We start from the raw sequence: 25,528 nt of genomic DNA, 5'->3' as shown, positions 1-25,528 counted from the left end.
TTGCAGCTTTCTTTGCCACGGCGGTTTTCACCGCGATTTTCTTAGCGCCGATTTTTTTCGCGGCTGCCGTGCTTACCGTCGTTCTCTTCACAGCTACTGACTTCATGTTGCGGAATTTCCTGCTGCCCGCGCCTTGGCCCGGGCCAGGATTGCCGCCGCTGCGGAGGGCAGGGCGGGCTTGCTGTCCGCTACCGGCGGCGGCGCACGACGCGCCTGGCGCTCGGCATCACGACGTTCAAGCCGTGCGGCACGGGCTCGATGGCGCTCACGTGCGGCCCAGGCGGCATCCAGCTGCTGCTGCGCCTGCTTCAGTAGTTGCGGCAGGTCAGGGTGCGCGGGATCCAACAACGTGTCACCGGGCTGTGGTTGGTACTCCATCAGCCCGGCGCGCAGTGCCGCATCCAGATCATCATCCAGTACGAATTGCAGTAATTCTCGGGGTGTGGCGTTTGCCGTGGACATGGACAACTCAGCGATTCTTGAATTCCGGCTTGCGGCGTTCCAGGAAGGCGCTGGTACCTTCGCGCATGTCGTCGGTGGAGAACACCAGACCGAACTGGGCGCTCTCGTACTCCAGTCCTTCTTCGATACCGCACTCACCGCCCACGTTGATCGCATCGAGGATGCCGCGCAGGGCCAGCGGCGCGGCATTGGCCAACTGTTCGGCCAGCTTGTTGGTCTCTGCTTCCAGCTCCGCGGCCGGCACCACGCGGGTGACCAGGCCCAGCTGCTGGGCGCGCTCAGCGCTGATCGGGGTGCCGAGCAGGCACAGCTCCAGCGCGGCCGCGCGGCCGCCCAGGCGCAGCAGGCGCTGGGTGCCGCCGAAGCCGGGCAGCAGGCCCAGGTTGATTTCCGGCTGGCCGACCTTGGCGCTGTCGGCGGCAATGCGCAGGTGGCAGGCCATGGCCAGTTCCATGCCGCCGCCCAGTGCGAAACCGTTCACCATTGCGATGACCGGCTTGTTCAGGCGCTCGATCCGGCGCATCAGGCGCTGTCCGACCAGCGAAAAATCGCGGCCCTGAACCGGGGTCAAGGTATTCATTTCGGCGATGTCCGCTCCGGCAACGAAGGCTTTGCTACCCGCGCCCGTCAGGACCACAACCCTTACATCCTCGGCCAGTGCTGCCTCGGCGAAGGCGGCATCCAGGGTTTCCAGGGTCAGCCGGTTGAGGGCGTTGAGCTTTTCCGGGCGCTGCACGGTGATGGTGCGGACGCCTGCGTGGGTGCTGATCGAAACCGGTGAATCGGACATGGGGTGAAAGCCTCAAAACGTTAAGAAAAAGTAATGAAAGGAACTCTTTCAATCGGCGATGGTCATAGCTGAGCGTCGTCAGTGGCGGACAGCCTTTGTGACGGCTATCCTAACCCGTCGCCTCAGGCGGCATGCTTGCCCTGAGACACCATTCCTGGAGAACTGTTTGATGAAGTTGCGTTCTATCGCGGTCGCCGTGGCCGCCCTGGCCGTCACCGGCACTGCTTTCGCCCAGGACATCGCGTCCGAAAAGGGCAAGCTGAGCTATTACTTCGGCTATGACTACGGCAATAACCTGGCTGAGCTCACCGGTCGTGGCGAGCAGCTGGACATCGCTTCGGTGGTGAAGGGTCTGCAGGATGCCTACGCCAAGAAGCAGCCGGCCATCACCGCCGATCAGCTGAAGCCGGCCGTTGAAGCATTCCAGCGCCGTGAGCAGGGCCGCGCCCAGGCCGCCAAGGCCGAGTACGACAAGGCTGCTGCTGAAAACAAGACCCGCAGTGACCAGTTCATTGCCGCCAACAAGGCCAAGGCCGGCGTGCAGACCCTGGCCAGCGGCGTGCAGTACCGCGTGATCGAAGCCGGTGCCGGTGCCAAGCCGACCCAGGCCAGCACCGTTGCCCTGGAAGTTGCCGGTCCGTTCCCGTACGGCCAGCGTCCGACCGAAGCTCGCCCGGCACAGTCGATTCCGTCGATCAAGCTGAGCGAAGTCGAGATGGCCGCCATGCGCGAAACCCTGCTGCAGATGCCGTCGGGCGCCAAGTGGGAAGTGACCCTGCCGCCGGAAAAGGCCTACGGTGCCGATCCGCGTACCCCGTTCCCGCCGAACGTGGCTGTGCAGTTCGAAATCAAGCTGGTCAGCGTCAAGTAATAGCGCTTCAGTGATGCAGTAAAAGCGCCGGTGGCAACACCGGCGCTTTCTTTTTGTCTGCAAGCGCATGCAGAGCCGAGCCATGCTCGGCAGAGGCGTTACCTGCGACACCGGCAGTTGTGCTTGATCAACGATCAGCCCAGTGCAGGTGTGTTACTGGATAAGGCCGCAGCGGCCGATCATCGCAAGCGGGTTGCAGGGCGGCAGTGGCTACCAGCGCTGTGCGAGACAAATGAAGAGCCGGCGCCATCACGGCACCGGCTCTTTGTTCACAACGCAGTGCTGATTCCGGACGAGCTGCTGGTGTGGCTGGTGAGGCCTCCGCCGAGCATGGCTCGGCACCACCGGCGATCTCCGCTCGAAGGAATTTACGGCGACGTCACCTTGGCCGCACACGTGCGAATGCCAGCCTGCTCCACGGTACTGATCAGGTTGACGGCCTTCAGCGAGGCAGCGGTGTCGTTCATGCAACGCAGGTAGAGCGCACGGTTGCCGTTGGCGGTGGTGCGGCACAGGCGATCCTGGGCCTGCACATTGGCACCGGCGATCAAGCCCGGGTTCTTGAACAGTTTCACGCCGGTATCGCAGGTGCCGATGCGCGCCGTGCCAGCGTTCAAGTCCCAGCCCTGGTCGACGAATACCGCCAAGGTCAGGTCGACCATGCGGCCCGCGTCGGTGTTGGGGCTGTTGGCCGGTTCCATCAACGCGTCGGGTACCAGCACGCTCTCGAAGTGCGAGAAGGTAGAGCCGCTGGCAACGATGGCCGGTGCATACAGCAGCGGACGCCCGCTGGCATCGGCACCGGCATAGCGGCCGGCTACCTGGCCCAGGCTTGCGGTCAACGCCGTGCCCGCCTGTGCCGCTGCCTTGATCTGATTGGCATCGGTGAGGTTGACGCTAAGCGTTGGGATGGTTGCATTGACGCTGGCGTCTTCGGCCATGCCCGGCGCGGTGCCCGGATCGCCGGAACTGGCGACGTTGCCGATGATCGCTGCGACCGCGCCTGCCGCCTGTGCATTGGCTGCCTTGATCTCGAACGCGCAGCCGCCGCGATTGACGTAGGCAACCTTGCCGCTGAGGCTGCCGGCGGGAATCGCTTCGCAGCCGTCGGCGGTGTCGGCACCGGCGCCATCGTTGGCGATGACAACAGCGCCAGCGAAGTTGGCCGGGGTGGCCGGCGGGCCAAACGATGCCGTGCCGTAGAACTGGGTGACCAGGCCGCTGCCGTTCACCGAAAGCACCACCGCAGGATCAAGCCAAAGCGGTGTCTGCGCCTTGGTGGTTGCGCCGTTCCATGCCGGAGCGCCGCGGGTCTTGACCGACGTTGCGCGTAGCGCGTTGGTCATCGTGGGCTCGGTGAAGCGCTTACCGGACAGGTTGTCGAACGCGTTCTCGGTATAGACGTCCGAGTACCCGTAATACTGCGGAATGCCGGCGCGCTCGCCCAGCCGACCGGTGGTGTAGCCGACGAAGCCGGAGAAGCCCAGGCCGTGGCCGATCTCATGCATCACCACGTCGAGGAAGCTGATCAGGTTGGCGGGGGCCTTGCCATCCAGGCCGTAGTACCAGCCCGAGCCGGTCATGCATGGCGTGCCGTCCGGGTTGCTGCCACCCAGGTTGGCGTTGAAGCGGCTGGTGATATCGGTGCCCGAGCTGCTGATGGTGATGCGGCTGCCGTTGAGGGCGTTGGCGAGCGGGGCGTGGTACATCATGCCGAGCTCGGTGGCGGTGGGTGGCGTGGTTGCGATCCAGGAGGCACCGGCCGAGCCGAGGGTGCCGCCGGTCGCGGTACAGGTCAGGTCCTGGAAGCTGGCGCCGACGAAGGTCTCCACATCGCTCTGCAGCACCGCGCCCCATAGATCGGCGGCGAATTGATAGACGATGCGGCGTTGTTCACCGACTGTCTTGCCCGGGTTGCCGCCTTCAGGCGCACGCACGGTGGTGTCGTTGAGGCCCTTGCCTGCGGGATCCTGGTTGATCGGGGTGATGATGGCGGCGTTGGCCGATGCGCCGAGCAGGGCGCTGCCGATGACGGCGGAAAGCAGCAGCGTCTTCATTCGGACACCTCCTGTCGACCATGCGAAAGCGGTGCGCCGTTCTCCAGAATCTGTACTTCACCGTTGGCATCGCGCTCGACGCTCAATGAACTCAACGCGGACAGCGGCAGGTCGGCGGTGCTCATGCCGTTGCTCTGTACGCGGATGGTCTTGGCGGCATCGGTGCCGGTCTGCGGAATGCGGGCCCAGGCGGCGTTGGTCCCTGTGGCGCTGCGGCTTGCCGACGGCATGGCGTTGGCTTTGTCGGAGAGTTCGCGGATCTCCGTATCCGTGAGTTTGCGCAGCTTGCCGGTCTTGGCATCGATGCCGGCAACCATGCCGCTTTCGGTAGGGGTACTTGGGTTGCCGTCCGTTGGCGGCTCATGGGCCTGTACTGAAAGGCTGGCGGAAAGTGCCAGCGCCGATAACAACAAGCAGGGTTTTGCCATTCTCATTTCCGGGCTCCGCTTACAGAGTGAAAAGCGATAAGGCTCCATCCGCATGCAGGCGAGGCAGGTGTCGAACAGCCATGCTGATCGATCGCGCGTCCCGCGCATCTGATGGTTCGTATGCCCCCTGTCGGCATCTGGAGTGTGCCCTTGTCTGAACCTACGCTCAACCACAATTTGATTGTCATCACAAAATAAATTTGAGCGACGGTTTGATGGCGCGGCTGAATTGGGGGCGCTGACAGCGGCAACATTGCCAGCGTGGCAAGGCAAAACCAGCGTTATCAACGCCTGGGCGCTGGTCCACGGGGTTCGGGTCGCGCTACGCTAGCCTGATGTCTGAATTGATGGATGCACCTGCTCGTGTCATCTCCAGCCCCTGCATTGGCATCTGCGCGCTTGATGAGCAGGGCTATTGCCGTGGTTGCTGGCGGAGCGGCACCGAGATTGGCGGGTGGATGCGCATGAGCGAGGACGAGCGGCGGCGGGTGATGGAACAGGAACTGCCACGGCGCGCACGGCAGGCGGTGGCGTTTGCTGATCAACTGTTGGGCCGTGAGCGACTGCAGCAGGCCTTGATGCCTTTGACCCAGACCCCGACCGGCGTGGGCTGGAACCGTTCCGAGCTGGAAGATCTGTTGCCGCCCGGGCCACCGGTGGAGGCTGCGGTGCTGGCTGGACTGGTGCCGCGTGCGCAGGGTACGCAGGTGATCCTTACCCGGCGTACGGAAGCGCTGCGCAACCATGGTGGCCAGGTTGGTTTCCCGGGTGGGCGTATCGAGACCATTGATCGCAACCCGCTGGCGGCGGCCTTGCGCGAGAGCGACGAGGAAATCGCACTGGCGCGCAGCCAGGTGCTGGCGTTGGGCTATCTGGACCCGTTCATCACCATCACCGGCTTCCGGGTGACGCCGGTGGTCGCGGTGGTGGACCCGGCCTTCATCGCGCGGCCCGAGCCAGGTGAGGTGGCCGAGGTGTTCGAAGTGCCGCTGGACTACCTGATGGACCCGGCCAACCTGCGCCAGGTCGAGATCGAACACGGCGGGCGTGTCCGCCATGTCATGGAATACAGCTGGCCGGGGCAGCGCATCTGGGGCGCGACCGCAGCCATCCTTTACAACCTTCGTCGACGATTGGAGCAGGTGGCATGAGCCAGAACGGGGTTTCGTGGACCACCTTGGTCGATGTCGACGCACTCGCAGCAGCTTTGGCGCTGCCGCAGATGCGCGTGGTTGATGCGCGCGCAACCGCGAGCACCGCGCTGCGGGTGATGGATGCGCGTTTCTCGCTGGCCGATAAAAGTGCTGGTGCGGCGCAGCATGCCGCAGGGCATATTCCAGGTGCGGTGCATGCCGACCTGGAGCGGGACCTGTCGGACATGCGCAAGCAGGGGCATGGTCGCCATCCATTGCCGGACAGCGCGGCGTTTGCCGCGACACTGGGCCGCTGGGGAATTGACGCGGATACGCAGGTGGTGGTGTACGACGCGGCCGACGGCAGCATGGCGGCTGCGCGCTTGTGGTGGCTGCTGCGCCTGATTGGGCACCAGAAGGTTGCCGTGCTGGATGGCGGCTTGGCTGCCTGGCAGGCGGCCGGCCATGCACTGGAGGCGGGCTCGGTGGATACGACACCGTTGCCAGCGTACCCGGGCCAGTTTGATATGGCCCAGGTGGTCAGTGCCGACGAAGTGCAGTCGCGTCTGTTGCAGAACCCCGCGTGGCTGCTGGATGCGCGCGCCGCTGAGCGCTACCGCGGCGAGGTTGAACCGCTGGATCGGGTTGCCGGGCATGTGCCAGGTGCGCTGAACCGGCCGTTCGGCATGAACTTGCATGAAGGCCGGTTCCGGCCTGCGCAGGAGCTGCACGCCGAGCTGCTGCCGCTTCTTGGTGGGCAGTCGCCCGGGCAGGTGGCGGTGATGTGCGGGTCGGGCGTGACGGCCTGTCATCTGGCATTGGCATTTGCACACGCAGGGCTGCCAGGGTTGCGTGTGTTCAGTGATTCCTGGAGTGGCTGGTCCAGTGATGAGCGGCGACCGGTCGCGACAGGCTGAGTGATGAAGGCATCGTGCATTGGGCACGGTGCTGATGGAAGGCGGCTTCGGGGGAAGCGTGCATTTATTGAAATGGCTGGGCGTAGCGCTGTTGGCGGTAGCTGTTGGTGCATGCGATGCGCCAGGCAGTGGTGTGTCCGCGGCTGCTGATCGCCAATACCTGCGCGACGTCGAGCAGTGGCGCGCACAGCGTTTGGCCAGTCTGCGCTCGCCCGATGGTTGGCTCAGCTACACCGGTTCGGGCCGACTCAAGGCCGGTGCGTACCGGGTGGGCAGCGCGGCCGCAAACGACATTGTCTTGCCTGCCGGTCCCGCCGAGCTGGGTTTCCTGCAGGTGGGCAAGGATGGCCAGGCCAGCATCGATGCGAGCACCCGAGCAGGCGCGATGCTGAATGGTCAGCCCCTGCAGCGGGCGGAATTGATTGCCGGTGTTGCCCATGTCAATGAGGCCAGCCGCGTGCAGGTTGGTCAGTCCGAGTTCTATCTGGTGCGCACGGGCAGCATCCTTGGCTGGCGCTACCGTGACCCGCAATCGCCACGGCGCTTGGCATTCACCGCGATCGAGCACTTCCCGGTGGGCCCGGAATGGAACATCCGTGCCAAATGGAATCCATTCCCGGCACCCAAGCAGGCAGTGCTGCTGACCTCGATTGGCACACCATTGCCAGCCATGGTGCCAGGCGAGGCGGTGTTCGAGATTGATGGGCGCAGTTACCGGCTGCAGCCAGTGCTGGATGAGGGGGCACCGGAATCACAGCGGCTGTTCTTCCTGTTCTCCGACCGCACCAGCGGCCGAGAAACCTATGGTGGCGCGCGTTACCTGTATGCCGGGCTGCCCAAGGACGGCGTGGTGCAGCTGGATTTCAATCGCGCCGAAAACCCGCCCTGCGCCTTCACGCCGCATGTGGTGTGCCCGATTGCGCCGGCCATCAATCGACTCGACCTTGCGGTAACGGCGGGCGAGAAGTTCCAGTACCTGCCGCAATAGGCGGGTGCAGGAACGCTCAGTCCGGCATGCGTTGCAGGTCGATGGCGCGCAGCACCAATTCCCAAGGGAACATCGGGCCCGGATCGAGCTTGCGTTGCACGCTGAGGCTGGGGTCATCGCTGGCCGGCTCAAGTGCGGTATCCAACTGTTCATGACCGGCGATATGGCGCAGTGAGGGCACCGCTTGCGGCAGCCATTCCAGCAGGCGTACCAGCGCGGCGATCTGCGCCTCGGGGTAGGACTCGCTCATGATCTGGTTGTTGGAGTCGAACCAGTTCGGCCAGCGCCCACGGTTGACCAGCTCGATGCCGATCGAGCGCGGGTTGATGCCGCGCACGTGGTGGGCGACGCGGTCCAGTGCGATGTATTGCTGGATGCTGCCGTCGCGGTCGATGTAGTAATGGCCGCTGTTGCCGCTGCCGTTGTCGTAGAGCGCACGTTCACCGTATTCGCGCGCCGTGGCCAGGTCCGGCAACTCGGTGCAGTGGATCACCACCAGGTCGATATCGGCGAGCTTGCGCTGCGCCAACTGGTGTTCGTATGGCAGTGGCTTGGCAATGATGGGGGGCGGCAGGTGCATGCGTGGATGCTAGCATTCACGCATGAATTCCCCCATGACTTGCCGCCAGCCATGAGCCGCGGCCATTGCATTCTGTCGCACGGCTTCGAGAGCGGCCCGGACGCCACCAAGGTCACCGCGCTGGCCGATGTGGCCGAACGCCTGGGCTGGAGCCACGAACGTCCCGACTACACCGATCTGGATGCCAGAAGCGAGATCAGCCGGGTTGGCGATGTGGCGGCACGGCTGCAGCGGCTGATCGAGCGGGCAGCCGAAAAGGCCGGGCAGGGCCCGCTGGTGCTGGCCGGGTCCAGCCTGGGCGCCTATATCTCGGCGATCACCTCGCTGCAGGTGCCGGTAGCCGGGCTGTTCCTGATGGTGCCGCCGACCACGATGGGGCCGATGCCGGCGCTGGATGCCGCCGCGGTGCCGATCAGCGTGGTCCACGCCTGGAACGACGAGCTGATCCCGGCTGCCGATGTCATCGCCTGGGCCGCCGAGCGCAAAGCGCGGCTGCTGCTGGTCAACGACGGCCACCGCCTGATGCGGCATGTGGACGCTTCCTGCCAGGCCTTTGAGGCCTTGCTGCGCGGTTTGTGAACGCGGCTGCCGGCTGAAACCGACGGCGCGGCGGGCAACTGCCTACAATAGGGCCCCTGGATGCCCCGGGGCCGGTCACCGTGCCCGCCCGTCTGGCTGGCCTGATTCCCTTTCTGAAAGTTGATATCTCCCGTGAATTTCTTTGTTTCCTGCGCCAAAGGCCTTGAATATCTGCTCGCCGACGAACTGCTGGCGATGGGCCTGCCGCGGGCGACCGCCACCATTTCCGGCGTCAATGCCGAGGGCGAACTGCGCGATGCGCAGCGCGTGGTGCTGTGGTCGCGCCTGGCCAGCCGCGTGCTGTGGCCGCTGCAGGAATTCGAGTGCCCGGACGAGAATTCGCTGTACCAAGGTGTTGCGGCGATGCCGTGGGACCAGCACATCACCCCGGAGCTGACCTTGTCGGTGGACGCACATGTGTCCGGCACCGCCATCACCCATGCACGGTTCGCCGCGCAGCGGGTCAAGGACGGCGTGGTCGACAGCCTGCGTGACCAGGGCATGGAGCGGCCGTCGGTCAATGTTGAATTCCCGGACGTGCGCATCAATCTGTCGCTGCGCAAGGGCAGGGCGACGATCTCGATCGACCTCGGCGGTGGCCCGATGCACCGTCGCGGCTGGCGCATGGCGCAGAACGACGCGCCGCTGAAGGAAAACCTGGCTGCCGCCGTGCTGCTGCGCGCCAACTGGCCGAAGATCCACGCCGAAGGCGGTGGTCTGCTCGACCCGATGTGCGGCAGCGGCACCTTGCTGATCGAAGGCGCCTTGATGGCCGCCGACGTGGCGCCGGGCCTGCAGCGTCATGGCAGCATCCCGCCGAGCCGCTGGCGCGGTTTCGACCAGGCGCAGTGGAAGGAGCTGATGGCCGAAGCGCGCGAGCGTGAGCAGGCCGGTCGCGCTGCGCTCAAGCAGGTCATCCACGGCAGCGATATCGATCCGCAGGCAATCCGTGCGGCCAAGGAAAATGCCGAAGTGGCTGGTGTCAGCGAAGCCATCTGGTTCGGCGTACGTGACGTCGCCGACGTGCAGGTGCCGCCGCAGGAGACCGGTTGCGTGGTCTGCAACCCGCCCTACGACGAGCGTCTGGCTGCCGATACCGTGCTGTACCGCCGTATTGGTGATGCACTCAAGCGGGCGGTGCCGACCTGGCGCGCAAGCCTGCTGTGCGGCAGCGCCGATCTGGCATTCGCCACCGGGCTGCGCGCGGCCAAGAAGTACCAGATGTTCAATGGCGCCATCGAATGTGCGCTGATCGTCTGTGATCCGATTGCGGTGCCTGAGCGTGAGAACGCCGGCCAGCCGCGCGAGCTCAGCGAAGGCGCGCAGATGGTGGCCAACCGCCTGCGCAAGAACCTGAAGAAGTTCAAGAACTGGCTGAACCGCGAAGGCATCACCTGCTTCCGCGCCTACGACGCCGATCTGCCGGAATATGCTGCGGCCATCGACGTATACCGCGAAGATGGTGGCAAGAACCGCACCTTCCTGCACGTGCAGGAATACGCGGCGCCGGCCACCATTCCGGATGTGGATGTGCGCCGCCGTCGCAACGAGCTGCTGAATGCTGCCCGCGAAGTGTTCCAGGTGCCGGCCGAGCAGGTAGCGCTGAAGTCGCGCGAGCGTGGCAAGGGCGGCAGCAAGTACGGTCGCTTCGAGCAGCGCGGCGAGTTCATCCTGGTGCGCGAGAACAACGCGCTGCTGCGCGTGAATCTGTTCGATTACCTGGATACTGGTCTGTTCCTCGACCACCGCCCGCTGCGTACGCACATGGCGCAGGAAGCACGCGGCAAGCGTTTCCTCAACCTGTTCTGCTACACCGGCGTGGCCAGCGTCGAAGCCGCCGTTGCTGGTGCATCCTCGACCACCAGCGTGGATCTGTCCGGTACCTACCTGCAGTGGTGTGCCGACAACCTCGCGTTGAACGGCAAGGGCGGCAGCCAGCACACCTTGGTGCAGGGCGACGCGATGACCTGGCTGGAGGCGGAGAAGAACCGTTACGACGTGATCTTCTGCGATCCGCCGACGTTCTCCAACTCGGCACGCGCCGAGGACTTTGATATCCAGCGCGAGCACGTGCGCCTGCTGCGTGCAGCGATGGATCGCCTGACGTCCGACGGCGTGCTGTATTTCTCCAACAACTTCCGTCGCTTCAAGCTGGACGAGAACGCGGTTGCCGAGTTTGCGATCTGCCGCGAGATTTCCGCACAGACCATCGGCCCGGATTTCGAGCGCAACGCCCGTATCCACCGCGCCTGGGAACTGCGCCGGGTCTAACACCGGCGGCCTCACCGTAGTGCCGAGCCATACTCGGCAGAGGCTTCACCCGTAGTGCTGAGCCATGCTCGGCAGAGGCCTTACCGGTGAAGCCCATGCCGAGCATGGCTCGGCACTACAGGTAACACCCCATGCCAAGCATGGCTCGGCACTACAGGTAACACCCCAGCCGAGCACGGCTCGGCACTACCGTGCTCCCCTCCCTTTGGCCGCAGGCCAAGGGGAGGGCTGGGGAGGGGTGCTTTTTGCGCTGCCCGGTAAGTCCCCAGCCGAGCATGGCTCGGCACTACAAAAAGCGATCCCGGTAACGCCCCAGCCGAGCATGGCTCGGCTCTACAGCAGGGTTGCTGCTGCAAGCCCCACTACCGGCAACGCCCACGCCAATGGCGCGATCCAGCGGGGGCGATAGGGATACAGGCCAAACGCCAGCAGCAGGCCGGCGACCGTCATTGCACCCAGCCACCACACCGGCCCCAACGCCCAGCCGTGTCGCCAGACGCACAGCGCGAACGCAACCGTCAGCAGGCTCCAACCCAGCCAACGCCACAACCGCATGCGCGCGGTGCTGGCGGCGGCCTTGCCGTGCAGCTCCAGCTGGTGCTTCTCCATCGCCAACGACAAGGCGGCGAACGCAGCGAACGACAAACCCAGGGCAAGCAGCATCATGCGCTTGCCTCCGCCGCGACTGCGGCCTGTTGCCTGCGTTTTTTCTCGGCAGCGCTCAACGGTGGCTGCCAGTGCTGCATGCGCCAACCGCAGTACGCCAACATTGCGCCGAAGGCGACCATGGTCAGGTCGAAGCTCGCCAATACCCAGTCACCTGATGCAATGGTCGCGCCAAGATGCGCCTGTGTGGTGAAGGCATTGACCACCGGAAGCAGCGCGAACAACGCCGCGCCGACATACAGCTGCCATGCCCACATCATCCGCTTGGGCCAGATGAAGGCGGCCAGCAGTGATGCGGCCCATGCATAGAAGAACACCTTGATCTCGGCGTCGCTGCGCTCGGCCAGCTGCACCGGCAACAATCGATTCCCCCAGAAATACGCGGCGAAGGCGATCGGCAGGCCGGCGACCGCACCAATGTTCAAGGCATCGACCAGGCGCAGGCCGAAGCCGGTCTTGCCGGACTTGGCGTGCTTGGGCCGCTCCTTCACCGCCCACAGCACAACGCCGCTGGCCACCATCAGGCAGCCGATCAATCCGGACAGGAAGAACAGGGCACGCAGTCCCCAATCGGCGAAGCGCGCCAGGTGCAGGCCATACATCACGCCGCGCGTCTGCGTTGCACCACCGGCACCAGGACTGGCTTCCAACAACTGGCCGCTGACTGCGTCATAGCGCAGCGACGGCGTATCTATCGACAGGCGCTTTCCATCGCGTTGCTGGATGTCGACCACCGCATTGGCAGCGCCGGGGCGGTACACGGTGAAGCCTGCGATATCGGCGCCGTTCCACTGTTTGCGCGCGCTGTCCATCAGTTGCTGGATCGGCACGGGAACCGCCGTGCCTTGGCCCGGTGATTCAACTTCGGCCATGCGTGCGAAGGCTTCACTGAAGAAGGCGTCCTCGTCGTTCGGATAGGCCGATTTCACGCCCCATGGCAAGTACAGGAACATCAAGGTAACGATGCCGGTGTAGGTGATCATGGCGTGGTACGGCAAGGCCATCACTGCGCTGACGTTATGGAAATCCAACCACGAACGCAGGCCTTTCTGCGGGCGGAAGGTGAAGAAGTCCTTGAAGATCTTCTTGTGGGTGATCACACCGGTGATGATCGCCACCAGCATGAACATCGCGCAGAAGCCAACGATGTAGCGGGCCCATATCACCGGGATGTAATGCAGGTCGAAGTGCAGGCGGTAGAAGAAATCACCACCGCGGGTTTCGCGTGCGGTGACTTCGTTGCCGGTATTGGGATCGACGGTGGCGTCACCAAAGCGCCCCCCGCCACGACGGCGACGCTTCTCGCCCTCGACTGGCGGTTTGACCATCGATTCCGGATTGCGCCAGAACATGCGCATCGCCGGGTTGCGGGCATCGGGAAGGGTGACACTCCAGCTCTCGGCCTGCGGCGCCTTGTGCTGCAGGAAGCTGAGCGCGCGGCCAGCGGCATCGTCGGCACTGACCGTGCTGCGTGGCAGCTCGGGCCGCATCCAGCGGCTGATCTCCTCGCGGTAATAGCTGGCGGTGCCAGCCATGAAGATCAGCAACAGCAACCAACCGACCAGCAAGCCGGTCCAGGTGTGCAGCCACGCCATCGATTGGCGGAATCCGTTCTTCATGCTGCACCTCCGAGCCACTGCGTACCCAGCCAGAACAGCGCGGTTGGGATCAGGATGCCGACCCAGGCACGCAGCGCGCTGCGGGTAGCGAATGCCCACAATGCGGCGCAGGCGCACAGCACGATGGCGACCAGCATGCCGGTCAGTACGGCCTGGCTGCGGGCGATGGGCAAGGCCACGGCGAAGAACATCGAGCAAGTGGCGGCCAGCGCATAGCCGCCGACGATGGCGGCAAGCGAGCGCGACAACACGCCCAGCCTGGGGCGTGCGAAGAAACTGCCAAGACGGGTGTACCAGGGGCTGGCGAGAGGCGTGCTGTCCACAGGAACCTGCAAAGTCGGATCAATACGGACGCCACCGGCAAGGCCGGTGGCGTGGAATAAGTCGGCCGTCCCTGGCCGCCACTGCCTGGCAGTGGTTCCCTGGAGGGATTAGAGCTTCCAGCGCAGGGTCAGCAGCACATTGCGCGGCTCACCCCAGTACACGCCGTTGTAGAAGCCCACGTTGCTGAAGTACTCCTTGTCCAGCAGGTTGTTGACGTTGAGCTGGGCGCTGAAGTTCTCGTTGAAGCGGTAGCCCGCCGACAGGTTCAGCAGGTAGAACGAGTCCTGGGTGATGCGCGCACTTACGGTGCGGCCACTGGTCAGGTAGTCGGCCGCGGGCTTGCTGCTGTTGCGCCAGATCTCGCTCTGCCATGTGGCACCGCCGCCAAGCCAGAAGCGACCTTCGGCACCGCCCGGACGCCAGCTGGTGTTGAGGCGGAACGTGTCCACCGGGGTGGTGGTGTTCTGGCGAACGCCTGCCTGGCTGTAGGTGGTGGTATGGGCAAAGCCGGCCGACAGATTCCAGTGCTCGCCCAGGCTGCCCTGTGCTTCCACTTCCCAACCCTTGACCTTGTTGCCCTTGCCGGTGGAACGGTAGGCGCTGGAACCATCGGGCAGCGAGTTCACCGGCACGCTGTCGTCCAGTTCGGCGACGTTGTCCTTGACGCCCTTGAACACAGCGGCCGAGGTGTTGAGCAGGCCATCGAAGAATTCAGCCTTGAAGCCGGCTTCCCACATGTCGCCGACCACCGGCTCCAGGTAGCTGTTGTTCTTGTCGCGGTAGTTCTGCGGCTGGAAGATGTCGGTATAGCTGGCGTAGGCGCTGAAGTACTTGTTGATGTCGTAGATCAGGCCGAGGTACGGGGTAAGCGTGTTCTCCGGCTTGTAACCCGTGCGGGTGGTACCGGTGCGGTTGCCGGCGGTGTCGTAGGTATAACGCCAGGTCTTGGTTTCCCAGGTGCTGTAGCGGGCACCGGCGACGGCGAGCAGTGGGTCGGCCAACTGCAGGCGGGCGGCGACATAGGCAGCGCGCTGCTTCAACTCGTCTTCCGAACCCAGGTAGCCGTTGCGCACGATCGGCAGTTCCGGGATGTTGCCGGTCCAGTTGCGCCAGTCCGGCACCCGCGCGTAGTCGTCGGGATAGTCGGGGATGGTGATGGACGGGTACTCGCCCTTGCGCAAGGACTCGCCTACGCCGAACACCAGCTCGTGCTCGCGGCCGAACAGCTTGAAGTTGCCGCCGACGTTCACGTCGAACACATCCATGGTGCTCTGTTCAGCGAAATGCGACAGGTAGGCGGTGACGCCGGTGCCATCCGGGCGCGGGAAGCCATTGGCGCCGTACCAGACGCTGCCATCGGTCTCACGATCGGCGTGGGTGAAGCTGCCCTTCAATGCCCAACCGGCGCCGAGCTGCTGCTCGATGCGGGCAAAGCTGGTCTTCTCGACGATGGGCCACTGGCTCCACGAGGCTGACATGTTGGTCGAGCGCGGCAGGTTGGCCGGCTTGCCATCCACACCCCAGTAAGGCACTACGCCCCAGGTCACGCCGGAAGTCTCTGGCGACTGGTACTCGTAGCCGAGCTCAAGCAGGGTGCTGTCGGTGACGTCAGCCTGGATGATGCCGTAGAACACGTTCTTGTCGAGCTTGTAGACATCGCGGAAAGAATCGCTCTGTTGCTTGGCGGCGACCGCGCGGGCGCGGATGCGGCCGTCCCAGGCCACCGGGCCGCCGATGTCGAACTCCATGCGCTGGTTGCTCCAACGGCCGAGCGTGAGGTTGGCGCCCATCTGCACGGTGTCGGTGGGGCGCTTGCGCACGAAGCTGATGGTGCCGGACGGATCGCCTGCGCCGGTGGTCAGGCCAGTGGCGCCGCGGACCACTTCGATGCGCTCATAGATCACGTTGTCGGTATTGGTCTTGATCGACCCGCCGAACGTGTTGAGCATGCCATCGACCTGGAAATTGGTGATGTTGTAGCCGCGCGAGACATAGTTGATGCGCTCGCTGTCGGTGACCGAGACATGCACGCCGGTGACCTGGCCCATCACGTCGGACAGCGAGAACAGGCCCATGTCGTCCAGGCGCTGGCGGGTGATGACCGTCACCGACTGCGGCGTCTGGCGCAGCGACAGGTCCAGCTTGGTCGCCGTGCTGGCGTGCTTGACGGTATAGGAGTTGGGCAGCTCGCCTTCGGCGACGACCTTCACTGCATCCAGCGTGGTTGCGTTGTCGGCCGGTGCTTCTGCGCGCGCAGCAGCGGGATTGCCAGCAAGAGCGACGGCCAGGGCGGTCGATAGCAGTGAAAGCGAAAGCGGAGTGGTTGCACGGGGGCGATGCATCGGCGTTTCCTGAGTGGCGAAAGTGGTGCGACCAACAGAGGAGTGCCCACGGCGCCGCCACACGACTGGCGTGTGAGGTGCCGGAAGAGGTTTCCCGCGTGCTGCCCGCATGCGCAGCGCGTCCGCTCATTGGCGTCGCGCGGCTTGGTATCTATCGGGGTACACGGGGCTTGGCGGGTGGATGCTGTGCATCGCTGCCGCGAGGGGCTGGGCGTACGGCCTAGTTCGTAACGATAACCATTCTTATTTGTGAGGGCAAGCTAAATTGTCTTTTGAAACTGTTGAACTTTCTGCGGTGCGATGTTTCCGCAAAGAAACTGCTCTCTTGATGCCATCCATGGATGGTGCTGGGTATCGTGGAAAGTGCTTTGAAAGCCGGTCCTAGAGTATTTGTAGGAGCGGCGTAAGCCGCGAAGCTCGTGTGCAGTCAAATCACTGCTTCGCTTGCGATCCGGAAATGCGCTTGGCTTGTGCGGATTGCAGGACTTACATCGGCCACATGGGGTGCCAGCTTCGCGGCTTACGCCGCTCCTACAAGCCGTTCCGTCAGAACTTCAGCCAGCCGGTCAGTGCATGCAACAACAGGCCGATCAGGCCGCCTACCAAGGTGCCGTTGTAGCGGATGTACTGCAGGTCGCGGCCGACGCTGAGCTCCAGCTGTTCGACCAGCTTCTTCTCGTCCCATGCCTTCACGGTCTGCGCGATATGGCTGGTGACGCCGCTGCGCAGGCGATTGGTCAGCTTTTCGGCGCCCGCCAGCATGTGCTGGTTCAAGGCGTCGCGCAGGGCCGGATCGTTGCCGATGCTGGTGCCCAGCTTGCCCAGGCTGCGTTCAAGATGACCGGCCAGCACCGAATCTTCGCGGGACAGATCCGTGCGCAGATAGTCATGCACGCGCTGCCACAAACCCTGCACGTATTCCTGCACCGCCGGGTGATCGATCACCTGCTGCTTCAGCGCGTCGACTTTCGCGGCCAAGGCGGGATCTTCGCGCAGGCGGCGGATGTAATCGGCGATCCATGCAGCGTAGTCCTGGCGCAGCGGATGCTCCGGCTGCGAGAGGATGGCCTGCAGCTCTTCCAGTCCCGCACGTGCAAGCCGGTCGGCCAGTGAATCGCCGATCTCATCGATGGGCTTGACCCAGTCCACGGTGCTGGCCAGCTTCGGCCATTCCTTGCGGATATAGCGCACGATCAAGGCCGAAGCCTGTTGCCGCACCTTGTCATTGTCCAGCCAGTGGGCGACGCGGGTGAGGCCTTCATCGAGCACGCGCTGATGGCGGTTGTCAGCGGTAAGGAGGCCCAGCAGCTCACCCGCGGTTCCTGCTGCGTTCCACTGCCGCAACTGGGCAACGACGAAGCCCTGGATGGAACGGCGCACGGCAGCTTCGTCGAGCAGGTCCAGTGCCTGCACCGCCCAGCCACGCGCCATGCCTGCCAGCATCCTGGCCTGCGCCGGTTGTGCCAGCCATTCGCCCAGGCGGGTGGCCGGGTCGAATACCTTCAGCTTGGCCAGCAGCGCTTCCGGTTCCAGGAAGTGATCGCGAACGAAGACTGCAAGGCTGTCGGCGATGCGTTCCTTGTTGCGCGGGATGATGGCGGTATGCGGAATCGGCAGGTTCAGTGGCCGCCGGAACAGTGCCACCACGGCAAACCAGTCGGCGAGCGCGCCAACGGTAGCCGCCTCACAGAAGGCACCAACCCACGCCCAGATACCGCGTTCGCCGTTGATGTGGCTGACGACGAAGCCTGCCAGCATCGCCAGCAGCATTGCCACCGCGTACAGCTTGAGGCGGCGCAACTGCGCGCGGCGCGGATCGTCCTGCGGGGCCACGGCTTACTCGCTGTCCTTTGCGCTCACCGCCCGGCGGAAGCAATGGTTGCCCGCAGGGTGTGCCCATTCGCTGTTCAAGCCACGCTGTGGCGGCTCGGCGGTACTGGTGTCGAACTGTGCGCACAGCTCGTAGTGGGTGGCGTCCAGGCTGCGGTAGCTGTAGTCGGGTCCACCTGCAGGGTCCTTGTAGGTCAGGATCATGCCGGGCTGTGCGGCGAGGGCGAGGATGTTGGGGGGCAAGGCGTCGTTCTCGCGCCAGTAATTGCCGGCTGCGATCTCCAGCGTGCGCAGATGCGATACGCGCGCATCGTCGAGTCGCTTGAGCCGCTGCTGTGATGGCGAATCGATGACCCAGACACCGGCTGCGATGGCTGCTGCAGTGACGATGCCGGTCGCCCAAAGTACGCGGGTGCCCCAAGCAGTGCGGCTCATGACTCGACCTCCTCTTGGCGCAGGTCCCACAGGTAGTAACCGAACACGGTGCCGGCGATGACGCCAACCACCAGCACCTTCAGCACGAAGCGCAGGCTGAGGTCGCCACCGAGCAGATTGAAGACCAATGCAGTAAGGTCGCCGATCAACACGGTGGCAGCGACGAACAGGGTCAGATAGGTCAACCAGCGGCGCACCGGCGACAGCCGTTTGATCGGATGCCTGTCCACGTCGCGGCTGACGCGGTGAGCGGCGAAGACGAACACCGGGAAGGCGATCACCAGTGCCGAGATCGCCCAGCGGATGTCGCCGCTGAGTCGCACCAGTTGCCAATCGGGATCGGCGGGGTCAGGCAGGGCGTACTGGATCAACTGGAACAGGAGGCTGCCCAGGTTCCATGCGAAGAAATACAGCGTGCTGAACAACACCAGATAGGCGAAGGCTTCGCGTGCAGACAAGGAAGCGCGGGGGCGCGGCACCGGCAGCGGGAAGTCCACCTCGGCCCAGCCGTCGAGGACGCCGCTGATCTGCTGTTCGCTCCAGCCTGCGGCCAGCAGCGCGCTGCTGACCTGCTGACGGCTGTGTCCGCGCATCAAGGCGTCGCGGACAAAGGTTTCAAGTTCGGGAGAGGCCGAGGCCATCACATGCTCCTTGCGTGGATGACCGCAGCCTAGGGTGCGGGCTCAGTGCAATCAAGCGTCGATGGGTTCTTCTGCCTGGGCGGCCAGCATGCGTGCGCGCAGGGCATCCAGTTCCATGCGCAGGGCCTGGTTCTCGGCGGTGAGTGAGGCCACACGCTGGCGCAGGGCCTGCACCTCGGCGCTGTCGACGTTGCCGTCCAAGCCGTCGGCTTCGGCCATGCTAAGCGGCTGTGCCTCGTCATCTGCATCCTCGCGAGCAGCCTTGGGCTTGCGCTTGGCATCGCGCACGCGCTTGGCGGCCTGCTTCAGTTCGTCCTTGCCACCACGCGCCGCTGCGCGCTGCTCGTCTTCAGGCAGGCTGGCCACGGTGGCGGCGGCGCTGAGAGAGATTGCGCCCACGCGCATCGCCTCGATCACCTCGGCGGTGGCATGGTCGTGGATCTTCTCGATCATCGTCACCTGGCTGGGGCTGAGCTTGGCTTCGCGGGCCAGGTCGGCCTTGGACAGCTTGGGCGCCGGGTCCCACGGCGGGCTGTCGTTGTCGGCGGTAGCGCTCGGCCCTGCCTCACCTTCGCTCTCGCGGCGCAGTTGTTCCTGCTCGGCGCGGCGACGGGTTTCGAGGATGTCGCGCTTGCGCAGGGCGAGCACGCCACGCTGGTAGTCGGACACGCTGCGACGGCCAAGGTGCTGCTCGATCATCCACAGATGAACGTCGTCCATCGACTTGAAACGGGTGTTCTGCACGGTGTTGAACGGGATCCCGTGCTTGGAGCAGATGCCGTAACGGTTGTGGCCGTCGATCAGCACATCGCCCCACAGCACCAGCGCGTCGCGGCAGCCCTCGGCCAGCAGACTGCGCTCCAGCGCGTCGTGCTCGTCCTGCGTGAGCGGATCGATATAGGCCTTGAGTTCTTCGTTGACGATGATGTCCATGAGCGCTGCCAGAAACGTGGAGCGGCATTGTGAAGCCCGCAGGGGCCGCGGCCAACCCTTGTATTTGTCGAAAATAACAGGTCCGTGTCGGTGCCCTACGGTGGCCGGCGTACCATGACGCCCAGTAGCAAAGCCTTCGTCAACGGGAAGAACCACATGAACAGTCCCCAGATCCGTGAACAGTGGCAGACGCTTGCCGACAGTCTGTCACTGCGCACCCGCGCGTTCATAAATGGCCAGTACGTGGATGCCGCATCAGGAGCCACGTTTGACTGCGTCAGCCCGATTGACGGGCGTGTGCTGGGGCAGATTGCCGATGGCGGCCAGATCGACATCGATCATGCCGTAGCGGCGGCGCGACGCAGTTTCACTGCCGGGCATTGGGCCGGGTTGAAGCCGGCCAAGCGCAAGCAGGTATTGCTGAAGCTGGCAGTCCTGGTGGAGGCGCACGCCGATGAACTGGCCTTGCTGGAAACCCTGGATATGGGCAAGCCGGTGGCGCAGGCGCGGCGGGTCGATATCGGTGGTGTGGTCCGCTGCATCCAGTGGACGGCGGAGGCGGTGGACAAGCTCTACGGCGAAGTGGCACCGACCGGTGCCAACGAACTGGGCTTGATCACCCGCGAGCCACTGGGCGTGATCGGCGCGATCGTCCCGTGGAATTTCCCGCTGCTGATGGCGGCATGGAAAGTCGCACCGGCATTGGCGGCCGGTAACTCGGTGGTGCTCAAGCCTTCCGAGAAGTCGCCACTGAGCGCCCTGCGCTTTGCTGAGCTGGTCAGTGAAGCAGGTGTGCCGGATGGCGTGTTCAACGTTGTGCCCGGCAATGGCAAGGGTGCGGGGGAGCCCTTGGCGCTGCACATGGATGTGGACGGTTTGGTGTTCACCGGCTCCACCGCGGTCGGCAAGCGCTTGCTGCAATGTGCGGGCCTGTCGAACATGAAACGCGCTTACATGGAGTGTGGCGGCAAGAGCCCGAACATTGTGTTTGCCGATGCGCACGATCTGGACAAGGCGTCCGAAGCGGCGGCGAGCGCGATCTTCTACAACCAGGGCGAGGTATGCACGGCAGGATCGCGCCTGCTGGTGGAGCGCTCGATCAAGGACGCATTCGTCGCCAAGGTCATCGAGCATGGCCGACACATGCAGCCCGCACATCCGTTCGAGCCGAAGGCGGCGATGGGTGCGATGGTGGATGAGGCGCAGACCCAGCGTGTGCTTGGTTACGTAGGAAAGGGAACCGAGGAAGGTGCGCGTCTGTTGCTGGGCGGCAAGCGTGCGGAAGTCGTTGCTGGCGGTTGTTATATCGAGCCTACTGTGTTTGATGAAGTGAGCCCGCAGCAGAGCATCGCACGCGAAGAGATATTCGGGCCGGTGTTGTCGGTGATTGCGTTCGACGGTGAACAGCAGGCGCTGCAGCTGGCCAATGACACCGAGTACGGCTTGGCTGCAGGTGTGTGGACGCGCGATGTCTCGCGCGCGCATCGGGTTGCGCGTGGACTGCGTGCGGGCAGCGTGTGGGTGAATTACTGGGATGGCGGCGATATGACAGCGCCGTTCGGTGGTTACAAGCAGTCGGGCAATGGACGCGACAAGTCCTTGCATGCCTTCGACAAGTACACCGAGATGAAGGCCACCTGGATCAATCTGGAGGGCTGATCCGCTCCCTCCCTTTGGCGAAGCCAAGGGGAGGGCTGGGGAGGGGTTGCTTGTTGAGCATCGGTTCTTGCGTTTAAAGCCTTGCAAGCAACAGCAAAAGCTACCCCCTCCCAGCCTCCCCCTTGGCTGCGCCAAAGGGGAGGGGCGGTGCATGCAGCCTTGCCCTTCCTTTGGCGAAGCCAAGGGAAGGGCTGGGGAGGGGTTGGCTGTTGAGCTTTGGTTCTTGCGTTTAAAGCCTTGCAAGCAACAGCAGAAGCTACCCCCTCCCGGCCTCCCCCTTGGCTACGCCAAAGGGGAGGGGTGTTTGTTACTCCTTCTCCTGTGCAACCACGGCGCCGGTTGCCGGATCCAGGCGCACCTCTACCTTCTCGCCGCCGGCGGTCCTGCCCTTGGCCTTCCACATGCCGTCATCCAGCTTCACGTCGCTCACGCCGGTATAGCCTGCGCTGGAAAGCTGCGCACGGATATCCGCCTCACCCAACTGCGACACGGCCTTGTCCGGGTAAACAGTGCCATTGCGCGGGTCCAGCTTCACGTCAACCTTCTTGCCATCGGCACTGGTTGCATCCGCTTCCCACATGCCGTCCTCGAACTTGACGTCCTTGATGTCGGTATAACCTTGCGACTCCAGGTGCGCGCGCACCTGCGGCGCGGTCAATGCATCCTGGGCCTGGGCGATGCCGCTGCCGGCCAATGTCAGTGCGGCTGCAATCAAAGCGGTACGTAGCGGTCGGTTGTTCATTGGTCTGCTCCTTCGGGTTCATCGCGCTTCTGGCGCGGGATCAACCCTAACGTCGCCAACCTGTATCGATCAGTGAATCGTCGCGGATTCAACGCACGGCAATCGGATGCGGTTAATTGATGTGCAAACGATGGCAAGAAAGTGTTTTCAGAGTGTTCAGTACGTAAACGGACAAAGCTTGGACCAGCGCGCAACAACAGGCAGCCGTAGTGCCGAGCCATGCTCGGCAATGGCCTTCTCCTGGACTGGCCACGTGCAGGTTTGTGGGAGCGACGTCAGTCGCGAAGCCGATACACCATCTGATCGCGGCGATGCTTGCTTCTGATGCGGTGCATGCTTCGCGGCTTACGCCGCTCCTACAAGGCTTCGTCGGGGTTTGCGGCCGCTGCCGGACACCCATGTGTCCGGCAACGTTCTGTCAGTGTTCAATCGTCGCCACGCTTGCGCAACTGGCCCGCAAAACGATCCAGCCATTGCGCGAAGCCCTGCAATACCGCGCCGCCCTTGTCCTTTAGCCCAGCCAGTTCCGCTTCAAGCCGCTCGCGGCGGGTGGACTCGCCTTCGTTGCTGGGCAGCGGCGGCAGGATGTGTGCGAAATAGGTATCGCCCAGGAATTTGTGCAACAAGCGTTCGCCGATGAACGGCTCGCCGTTGTTCAACGCGCGAGCACCCTTGAGCAGGTTGCGGATGTCGTACTGGGTTGGGCTGAGATCGGGAACCTGTTTCGGCAGGTCAAGCAGGCTGTAGACCGCGATGCGGGCGGTGCGCACCGAGCTTTCCATGGTGAACACCACGTCGTTGGCGGTTTCAACGAATTGGCCAACCAGCGCCAGGTTCGTATTGCCGGCCGGCACCACGTGCGGGCGGTCGCCCGCCGCGCGTGGCATGAACTGGGCGGTGATGTACGGCATCAACGCCAGACGCACCTTGGTATGCGGAATGATGGCGTCGATCTGATCGGCAATGCCCAAGTGATGGCAGAGCTCGGCCACGATCTCGCGTCCCGTGCATTCGGGCATGGCCTTCTTGATGAAGTTGCCAGGCTGGTCCATCAGCAGCGCGTATACCCACATCACCACCGTGTCCTTTGGCTGGCCGGGGAAATGCGGCTGGCGGTTGATGGTGACGCTCAATACCCAGTTGGAATCGGTGAAGGTGATGATGCCGCCGGTGGCGGTGCGGCCTGATGTCGGGTCGTTGACCGAGAGCTCGCGCAGCTTGTCCACCAGCGGCGACGGCTTGCAGGTGAGGGTGGCCGACTCCCACATCGAGCGATCGATGTCACCGCAGAACTTGTCAGGCTTGCCGAATACCGGCGAGTGCTTGGCAAGGTTTCGCCACAGGCCCCAGCTGCTGCCTTCGGCCGGGCCGCCGTGGCGCTTCTTCAGTACTGGCACGGTGTCCAGATCGCCGTAGGCGGTGTCCTCGGTCATCGAGCCGGTCAGCGCGATTACTAGGTCACGCGGTGCGACGGCGAGTCGACCTTCGCCATTGCTGTCACGCGTATGCAGGGCGGTGACGGTGCGCTGTTCGCCCTGTACATCGAAGTCCATGTCCAGCACCTGCGTGCCGAGCTTCACCTGCACACCTTTTTCTCGCAGCAGCTTGATCAGCGGCGTGACGAAGGTGTCGTACTGGTTGAACTTGGGGAACACCAGCGTGGACATATCGCCGAAGCCGTCGATGGCATCAAGGAAACGATGCATGTAGAGCTTCATCTCCAGCAGGCTGTGCCAGTTCTCGAAGGCGAACATCGAGCGGAACAGGAACCAGAAATTGCTGGCCAGGAAGCCTTCGCTGAAATGATCCTCGATGGTCAGGTCATCGAGCTGATCCTTGCGCTTGAGCAGCAGGCTGACCACTTCCCATTGCTGCTTGCGGTTCAGACCGAAGCGGGTGAAGTCGGGCAGCACCTGGCCCTGCTTGTGCATCAACCGCGACTTGGACCAGTTGGGGTCGGCGTCGTTGGCGAGCCGGTATTCGTCGAGCACGCTGAAGCCTTCCGGCAGCTCCAGTGCCGGCACGTCCTGGAACATGTCCCAGAGATTGTCGTAGTTCCAGTTCATCTCGCGGCCGCCGCGCACGATGTAACCGTCCTCGGGGTTGCCGGCACCGTCCAGCGAGCCGCCCTCGATGCCGGCGCCTTCGATGATGGTGATGTTCTCACCCGGCATATGGCCGTCGCGGATCAGGTAGAACGCCGCCGCCATGCCGGCGATGCCACCACCGACGATCCATGCCTTGCGCGTCTGTATCCCCTCGGTAGGCAAAGGCTTGAAGCGCTGGTAGTTGCCGACCATGTCAGGTGGCGGCAGCGTATTGAGCGGGGTGTTGTGCCAATAGCGGGCGGTGGCGTCGGCTTCGTGCTCGAAACGCGGGCTGGATTCAGTCATGAGGTTCTCCAAGCGGTGGGGGAGTGCACAACGAACCATCCGAGCCTAAACAGCGTTTGGCGCGGATGGGTTACATATCCGTAAATCCTGGGCATTGCCGGCTGTGATCGTGCGTGAGCAAAGGTGGTGATCTCAGCGGCGGCAGTGAGCGCTTTCCAGCAGCAGTGCGCTGCGCAGGGCGTCGCGGTCGCGCTCGTTCACCGCGTTCTGGAAGTAGTTCACGTCGCTTCGGCTGAGGCTGCAGGGGTCTATTTCGTAGCCTGGCGGCCAGAAACCGAGATAGCTGGCCACGCCCTGGATCATCTGCCGTGGGCTCATCTGCGGCTTCAGGCGGAAGTAGCGCGGCCTGTGCTGGAAGGCCGGGTCTTCGTTGAGGCGCCGGAATGCCTGCGGGGCGAAGGTATCGGCGGTCACCGCGGTGCCGCCAACGGCAGTGTCGGAGATAGCCAGGTTCAAGGGCTGTTGGGCCGGCGCAGCGGATTGCGGCGCTACTGCCTGCTGTTGCTGGCTGGGCGAACGCCGGGAGCGCGAGCTGGTCGCAGGCGTGCTGTTCGACGCCACGGACGCGGCAGGCTGGGCTGCGGCGGGCGGGAGCGGAGGGCGTGCCAACCAGCGCAGGCTGATGCGCACTTCATCATCTGGCCGGGCCAGCGGCTCTGCTTGCAGCAGCCAGAAAGCGATGCTGCCGTGGACGGCAATCACCACGATCACCGCGCTCAGGTGGGGCAGGGGGTGCCGGATACGTCTGGAAGTTGTCGACATCGGCGATGCGTCCATGCGGGGGCCGATGCTGTGACCGCCAGTGATGGCAATGGTTCCGGGCAACCGGCGCGGATCCGGCCTGGTCGTCAAGCGACCGTGTCGGCTG

The 25,528-nt window shown here is 64.1% G+C and carries 23 protein-coding genes; 7 read left to right on the top strand and 16 right to left on the bottom strand.

The window, feature by feature from the left end:
- Positions 1–102: 102 nt before the first annotated feature.
- Together Q5Z11_RS13570 and Q5Z11_RS13565 are read right to left on the bottom strand one after the other, a co-directional pair.
- Entirely contained in the window at positions 103–462 is a 360-nt protein-coding gene (locus tag Q5Z11_RS13570; RefSeq protein ID WP_303746895.1) for a hypothetical protein, read from the bottom strand.
- Positions 463–469: 7 nt separating this feature from the next.
- Positions 470–1,252, bottom strand: coding sequence for an enoyl-CoA hydratase/isomerase family protein (locus tag Q5Z11_RS13565; protein ID WP_303746894.1), 783 nt, complete (start codon positions 1,250–1,252; stop codon positions 470–472).
- 169 nt (positions 1,253–1,421) lie between these two features.
- On the opposite strand from Q5Z11_RS13565, the gene Q5Z11_RS13560 reads away from it, so the two are divergent.
- A complete protein-coding gene (locus Q5Z11_RS13560; protein WP_303746893.1) occupies positions 1,422–2,123 on the top strand; it encodes an FKBP-type peptidyl-prolyl cis-trans isomerase N-terminal domain-containing protein in 702 nt (233 codons plus the stop codon).
- A gap of 368 nt (positions 2,124–2,491) precedes the next feature.
- Here Q5Z11_RS13560 and Q5Z11_RS13555 read toward each other — a convergent pair whose 3' ends face one another.
- Entirely contained in the window at positions 2,492–4,180 is a 1,689-nt protein-coding gene (locus Q5Z11_RS13555; RefSeq protein WP_303746892.1) for a PA domain-containing protein, read from the bottom strand.
- Positions 4,177–4,608: a post-PEP-CTERM-1 domain-containing protein gene (locus Q5Z11_RS13550; protein WP_303746891.1), complete on the bottom strand. Its 432-nt coding sequence runs from the start codon at positions 4,606–4,608 to the stop codon at positions 4,177–4,179. Before Q5Z11_RS13550 ends, Q5Z11_RS13555 begins: the two co-directional genes overlap by 4 nt.
- Before the next feature lie 347 nt (positions 4,609–4,955).
- On the opposite strand from Q5Z11_RS13550, the gene Q5Z11_RS13545 reads away from it, so the two are divergent.
- The 3 genes from Q5Z11_RS13545 to Q5Z11_RS13535 are packed head-to-tail and all read left to right on the top strand — an operon-like array spanning position 4,956 to position 7,646.
- On the top strand, positions 4,956–5,759 hold the full coding sequence (locus tag Q5Z11_RS13545; RefSeq protein ID WP_405051700.1) for an NUDIX hydrolase: 804 nt from the start codon (positions 4,956–4,958) through the stop codon (positions 5,757–5,759).
- A complete protein-coding gene (locus tag Q5Z11_RS13540; RefSeq protein WP_303746889.1) occupies positions 5,756–6,658 on the top strand; it encodes a sulfurtransferase in 903 nt (300 codons plus the stop codon). Before Q5Z11_RS13545 ends, Q5Z11_RS13540 begins: the two co-directional genes overlap by 4 nt.
- 34 nt (positions 6,659–6,692) lie before the next feature.
- Complete coding sequence (locus Q5Z11_RS13535) at positions 6,693–7,646, top strand: DUF1684 domain-containing protein (protein ID WP_405051699.1); 954 nt, start codon at positions 6,693–6,695, stop codon at positions 7,644–7,646.
- A 16-nt stretch (positions 7,647–7,662) separates the two neighbouring features.
- Here the strand turns inward: Q5Z11_RS13535 and Q5Z11_RS13530 are convergent, their stop codons facing one another.
- Positions 7,663–8,226, bottom strand: coding sequence for an N-acetylmuramoyl-L-alanine amidase (locus tag Q5Z11_RS13530; protein ID WP_303746887.1), 564 nt, complete (start codon positions 8,224–8,226; stop codon positions 7,663–7,665).
- Between the two features lie 51 nt (positions 8,227–8,277).
- Between Q5Z11_RS13530 and Q5Z11_RS13525 the strand changes: the two genes are divergently transcribed.
- Positions 8,278–8,805, top strand: coding sequence for a YqiA/YcfP family alpha/beta fold hydrolase (locus Q5Z11_RS13525; protein WP_303746886.1), 528 nt, complete (start codon positions 8,278–8,280; stop codon positions 8,803–8,805).
- A 132-nt stretch (positions 8,806–8,937) separates the two neighbouring features.
- Positions 8,938–11,076: a bifunctional 23S rRNA (guanine(2069)-N(7))-methyltransferase RlmK/23S rRNA (guanine(2445)-N(2))-methyltransferase RlmL gene (gene rlmKL, locus Q5Z11_RS13520; protein ID WP_303746885.1), complete on the top strand. Its 2,139-nt coding sequence runs from the start codon at positions 8,938–8,940 to the stop codon at positions 11,074–11,076.
- 333 nt (positions 11,077–11,409) lie between these two features.
- On the opposite strand, the gene Q5Z11_RS13515 is transcribed toward rlmKL, so the two are convergent.
- The 8 genes from Q5Z11_RS13515 to Q5Z11_RS13480 form a co-directional block, all read right to left on the bottom strand.
- Positions 11,410–11,742, bottom strand: a complete 333-nt coding sequence (locus Q5Z11_RS13515) for a DUF3325 domain-containing protein (RefSeq protein ID WP_303746884.1) — start codon at positions 11,740–11,742, stop codon at positions 11,410–11,412.
- Positions 11,739–13,361 (bottom strand): PepSY-associated TM helix domain-containing protein, encoded by a 1,623-nt coding sequence (locus tag Q5Z11_RS13510; protein ID WP_303746883.1) that lies wholly within the window; start codon positions 13,359–13,361, stop codon positions 11,739–11,741. Before Q5Z11_RS13510 ends, Q5Z11_RS13515 begins: the two co-directional genes overlap by 4 nt.
- A complete protein-coding gene (locus Q5Z11_RS13505; protein WP_303746882.1) occupies positions 13,358–13,684 on the bottom strand; it encodes a DUF3649 domain-containing protein in 327 nt (108 codons plus the stop codon). The genes Q5Z11_RS13510 and Q5Z11_RS13505 overlap by 4 nt, the downstream gene beginning before the upstream one ends.
- 108 nt (positions 13,685–13,792) lie before the next feature.
- A complete protein-coding gene (locus tag Q5Z11_RS13500; RefSeq protein WP_303746881.1) occupies positions 13,793–16,027 on the bottom strand; it encodes a TonB-dependent siderophore receptor in 2,235 nt (744 codons plus the stop codon).
- A 546-nt stretch (positions 16,028–16,573) separates the two neighbouring features.
- Positions 16,574–17,860 carry a DUF445 domain-containing protein gene (locus Q5Z11_RS13495; RefSeq protein ID WP_303746880.1) on the bottom strand — a complete coding sequence of 429 codons (1,287 nt, stop codon included), beginning with the start codon at positions 17,858–17,860 and terminating at the stop codon, positions 16,574–16,576.
- Between the two features lie 3 nt (positions 17,861–17,863).
- The gene (locus tag Q5Z11_RS13490) at positions 17,864–18,292 is read right to left on the bottom strand and encodes a hypothetical protein (RefSeq protein WP_303746879.1); all 429 of its coding nucleotides are present in this window, start codon (positions 18,290–18,292) and stop codon (positions 17,864–17,866) included.
- Positions 18,289–18,933, bottom strand: a complete 645-nt coding sequence (locus Q5Z11_RS13485; protein ID WP_303746878.1) for a DUF5671 domain-containing protein — start codon at positions 18,931–18,933, stop codon at positions 18,289–18,291. The genes Q5Z11_RS13490 and Q5Z11_RS13485 overlap by 4 nt, the downstream gene beginning before the upstream one ends.
- 51 nt (positions 18,934–18,984) lie before the next feature.
- Positions 18,985–19,866 carry a plasmid replication/partition related protein gene (locus Q5Z11_RS13480; RefSeq protein ID WP_303746877.1) on the bottom strand — a complete coding sequence of 294 codons (882 nt, stop codon included), beginning with the start codon at positions 19,864–19,866 and terminating at the stop codon, positions 18,985–18,987.
- A gap of 156 nt (positions 19,867–20,022) precedes the next feature.
- Here Q5Z11_RS13480 and Q5Z11_RS13475 point away from each other — a divergent pair, with 156 nt between their 5' ends.
- A complete protein-coding gene (locus Q5Z11_RS13475; RefSeq protein ID WP_303746876.1) occupies positions 20,023–21,525 on the top strand; it encodes an aldehyde dehydrogenase in 1,503 nt (500 codons plus the stop codon).
- Positions 21,526–21,832: 307 nt separating this feature from the next.
- Here Q5Z11_RS13475 and Q5Z11_RS13470 read toward each other — a convergent pair whose 3' ends face one another.
- The 3 genes from Q5Z11_RS13470 to Q5Z11_RS13460 all read right to left on the bottom strand — a co-directional run bounded on the left by Q5Z11_RS13470 (position 21,833) and on the right by Q5Z11_RS13460 (position 25,422).
- The gene (locus Q5Z11_RS13470) at positions 21,833–22,267 is read right to left on the bottom strand and encodes a PepSY domain-containing protein (RefSeq protein WP_303746875.1); all 435 of its coding nucleotides are present in this window, start codon (positions 22,265–22,267) and stop codon (positions 21,833–21,835) included.
- A 425-nt stretch (positions 22,268–22,692) separates the two neighbouring features.
- Positions 22,693–24,660, bottom strand: coding sequence for an oleate hydratase (locus Q5Z11_RS13465; RefSeq protein WP_303746874.1), 1,968 nt, complete (start codon positions 24,658–24,660; stop codon positions 22,693–22,695).
- A 132-nt stretch (positions 24,661–24,792) separates the two neighbouring features.
- On the bottom strand, positions 24,793–25,422 hold the full coding sequence (locus Q5Z11_RS13460) for a hypothetical protein (RefSeq protein WP_303746873.1): 630 nt from the start codon (positions 25,420–25,422) through the stop codon (positions 24,793–24,795).
- Between the last annotated feature and the right edge of the window lie 106 nt (positions 25,423–25,528).

Origin of the sequence: Stenotrophomonas sp. 610A2, assembly GCF_030549615.1 — a bacterium.
Classification (GTDB): Bacteria; Pseudomonadota; Gammaproteobacteria; order Xanthomonadales; family Xanthomonadaceae; genus Stenotrophomonas; species Stenotrophomonas pigmentata.
This window is presented reverse-complemented; position numbering and strand designations above follow the sequence as displayed.

Bases quoted from the DNA above. Each gene is read 5' to 3' on its own strand.
- Q5Z11_RS13570 (WP_303746895.1), bottom strand. From the start codon at position 462: ATGTCCACGGCAAACGCCACACCCCGAGAATTACTGCAATTCGTACTG.
- Q5Z11_RS13565 (WP_303746894.1), bottom strand. From the start codon at position 1,252: ATGTCCGATTCACCGGTTTCGATCAGCACCCACGCAGGCGTCCGCACC.
- Q5Z11_RS13560 (WP_303746893.1), top strand. From the start codon at position 1,422: ATGAAGTTGCGTTCTATCGCGGTCGCCGTGGCCGCCCTGGCCGTCACC.
- Q5Z11_RS13555 (WP_303746892.1), bottom strand. From the start codon at position 4,180: ATGAAGACGCTGCTGCTTTCCGCCGTCATCGGCAGCGCCCTGCTCGGC.
- Q5Z11_RS13550 (WP_303746891.1), bottom strand. From the start codon at position 4,608: ATGGCAAAACCCTGCTTGTTGTTATCGGCGCTGGCACTTTCCGCCAGC.
- Q5Z11_RS13545 (WP_405051700.1), top strand. From the start codon at position 4,956: ATGGATGCACCTGCTCGTGTCATCTCCAGCCCCTGCATTGGCATCTGC.
- Q5Z11_RS13540 (WP_303746889.1), top strand. From the start codon at position 5,756: ATGAGCCAGAACGGGGTTTCGTGGACCACCTTGGTCGATGTCGACGCA.
- Q5Z11_RS13535 (WP_405051699.1), top strand. From the start codon at position 6,693: ATGGAAGGCGGCTTCGGGGGAAGCGTGCATTTATTGAAATGGCTGGGC.
- Q5Z11_RS13530 (WP_303746887.1), bottom strand. From the start codon at position 8,226: ATGCACCTGCCGCCCCCCATCATTGCCAAGCCACTGCCATACGAACAC.
- Q5Z11_RS13525 (WP_303746886.1), top strand. From the start codon at position 8,278: ATGAGCCGCGGCCATTGCATTCTGTCGCACGGCTTCGAGAGCGGCCCG.
- Q5Z11_RS13515 (WP_303746884.1), bottom strand. From the start codon at position 11,742: ATGATGCTGCTTGCCCTGGGTTTGTCGTTCGCTGCGTTCGCCGCCTTG.
- Q5Z11_RS13510 (WP_303746883.1), bottom strand. From the start codon at position 13,361: ATGAAGAACGGATTCCGCCAATCGATGGCGTGGCTGCACACCTGGACC.
- Q5Z11_RS13500 (WP_303746881.1), bottom strand. From the start codon at position 16,027: ATGCATCGCCCCCGTGCAACCACTCCGCTTTCGCTTTCACTGCTATCG.
- Q5Z11_RS13490 (WP_303746879.1), bottom strand. From the start codon at position 18,292: ATGAGCCGCACTGCTTGGGGCACCCGCGTACTTTGGGCGACCGGCATC.
- Q5Z11_RS13485 (WP_303746878.1), bottom strand. From the start codon at position 18,933: ATGGCCTCGGCCTCTCCCGAACTTGAAACCTTTGTCCGCGACGCCTTG.
- Q5Z11_RS13480 (WP_303746877.1), bottom strand. From the start codon at position 19,866: ATGGACATCATCGTCAACGAAGAACTCAAGGCCTATATCGATCCGCTC.
- Q5Z11_RS13475 (WP_303746876.1), top strand. From the start codon at position 20,023: ATGAACAGTCCCCAGATCCGTGAACAGTGGCAGACGCTTGCCGACAGT.
- Q5Z11_RS13470 (WP_303746875.1), bottom strand. From the start codon at position 22,267: ATGAACAACCGACCGCTACGTACCGCTTTGATTGCAGCCGCACTGACA.
- Q5Z11_RS13465 (WP_303746874.1), bottom strand. From the start codon at position 24,660: ATGACTGAATCCAGCCCGCGTTTCGAGCACGAAGCCGACGCCACCGCC.
- Q5Z11_RS13460 (WP_303746873.1), bottom strand. From the start codon at position 25,422: ATGTCGACAACTTCCAGACGTATCCGGCACCCCCTGCCCCACCTGAGC.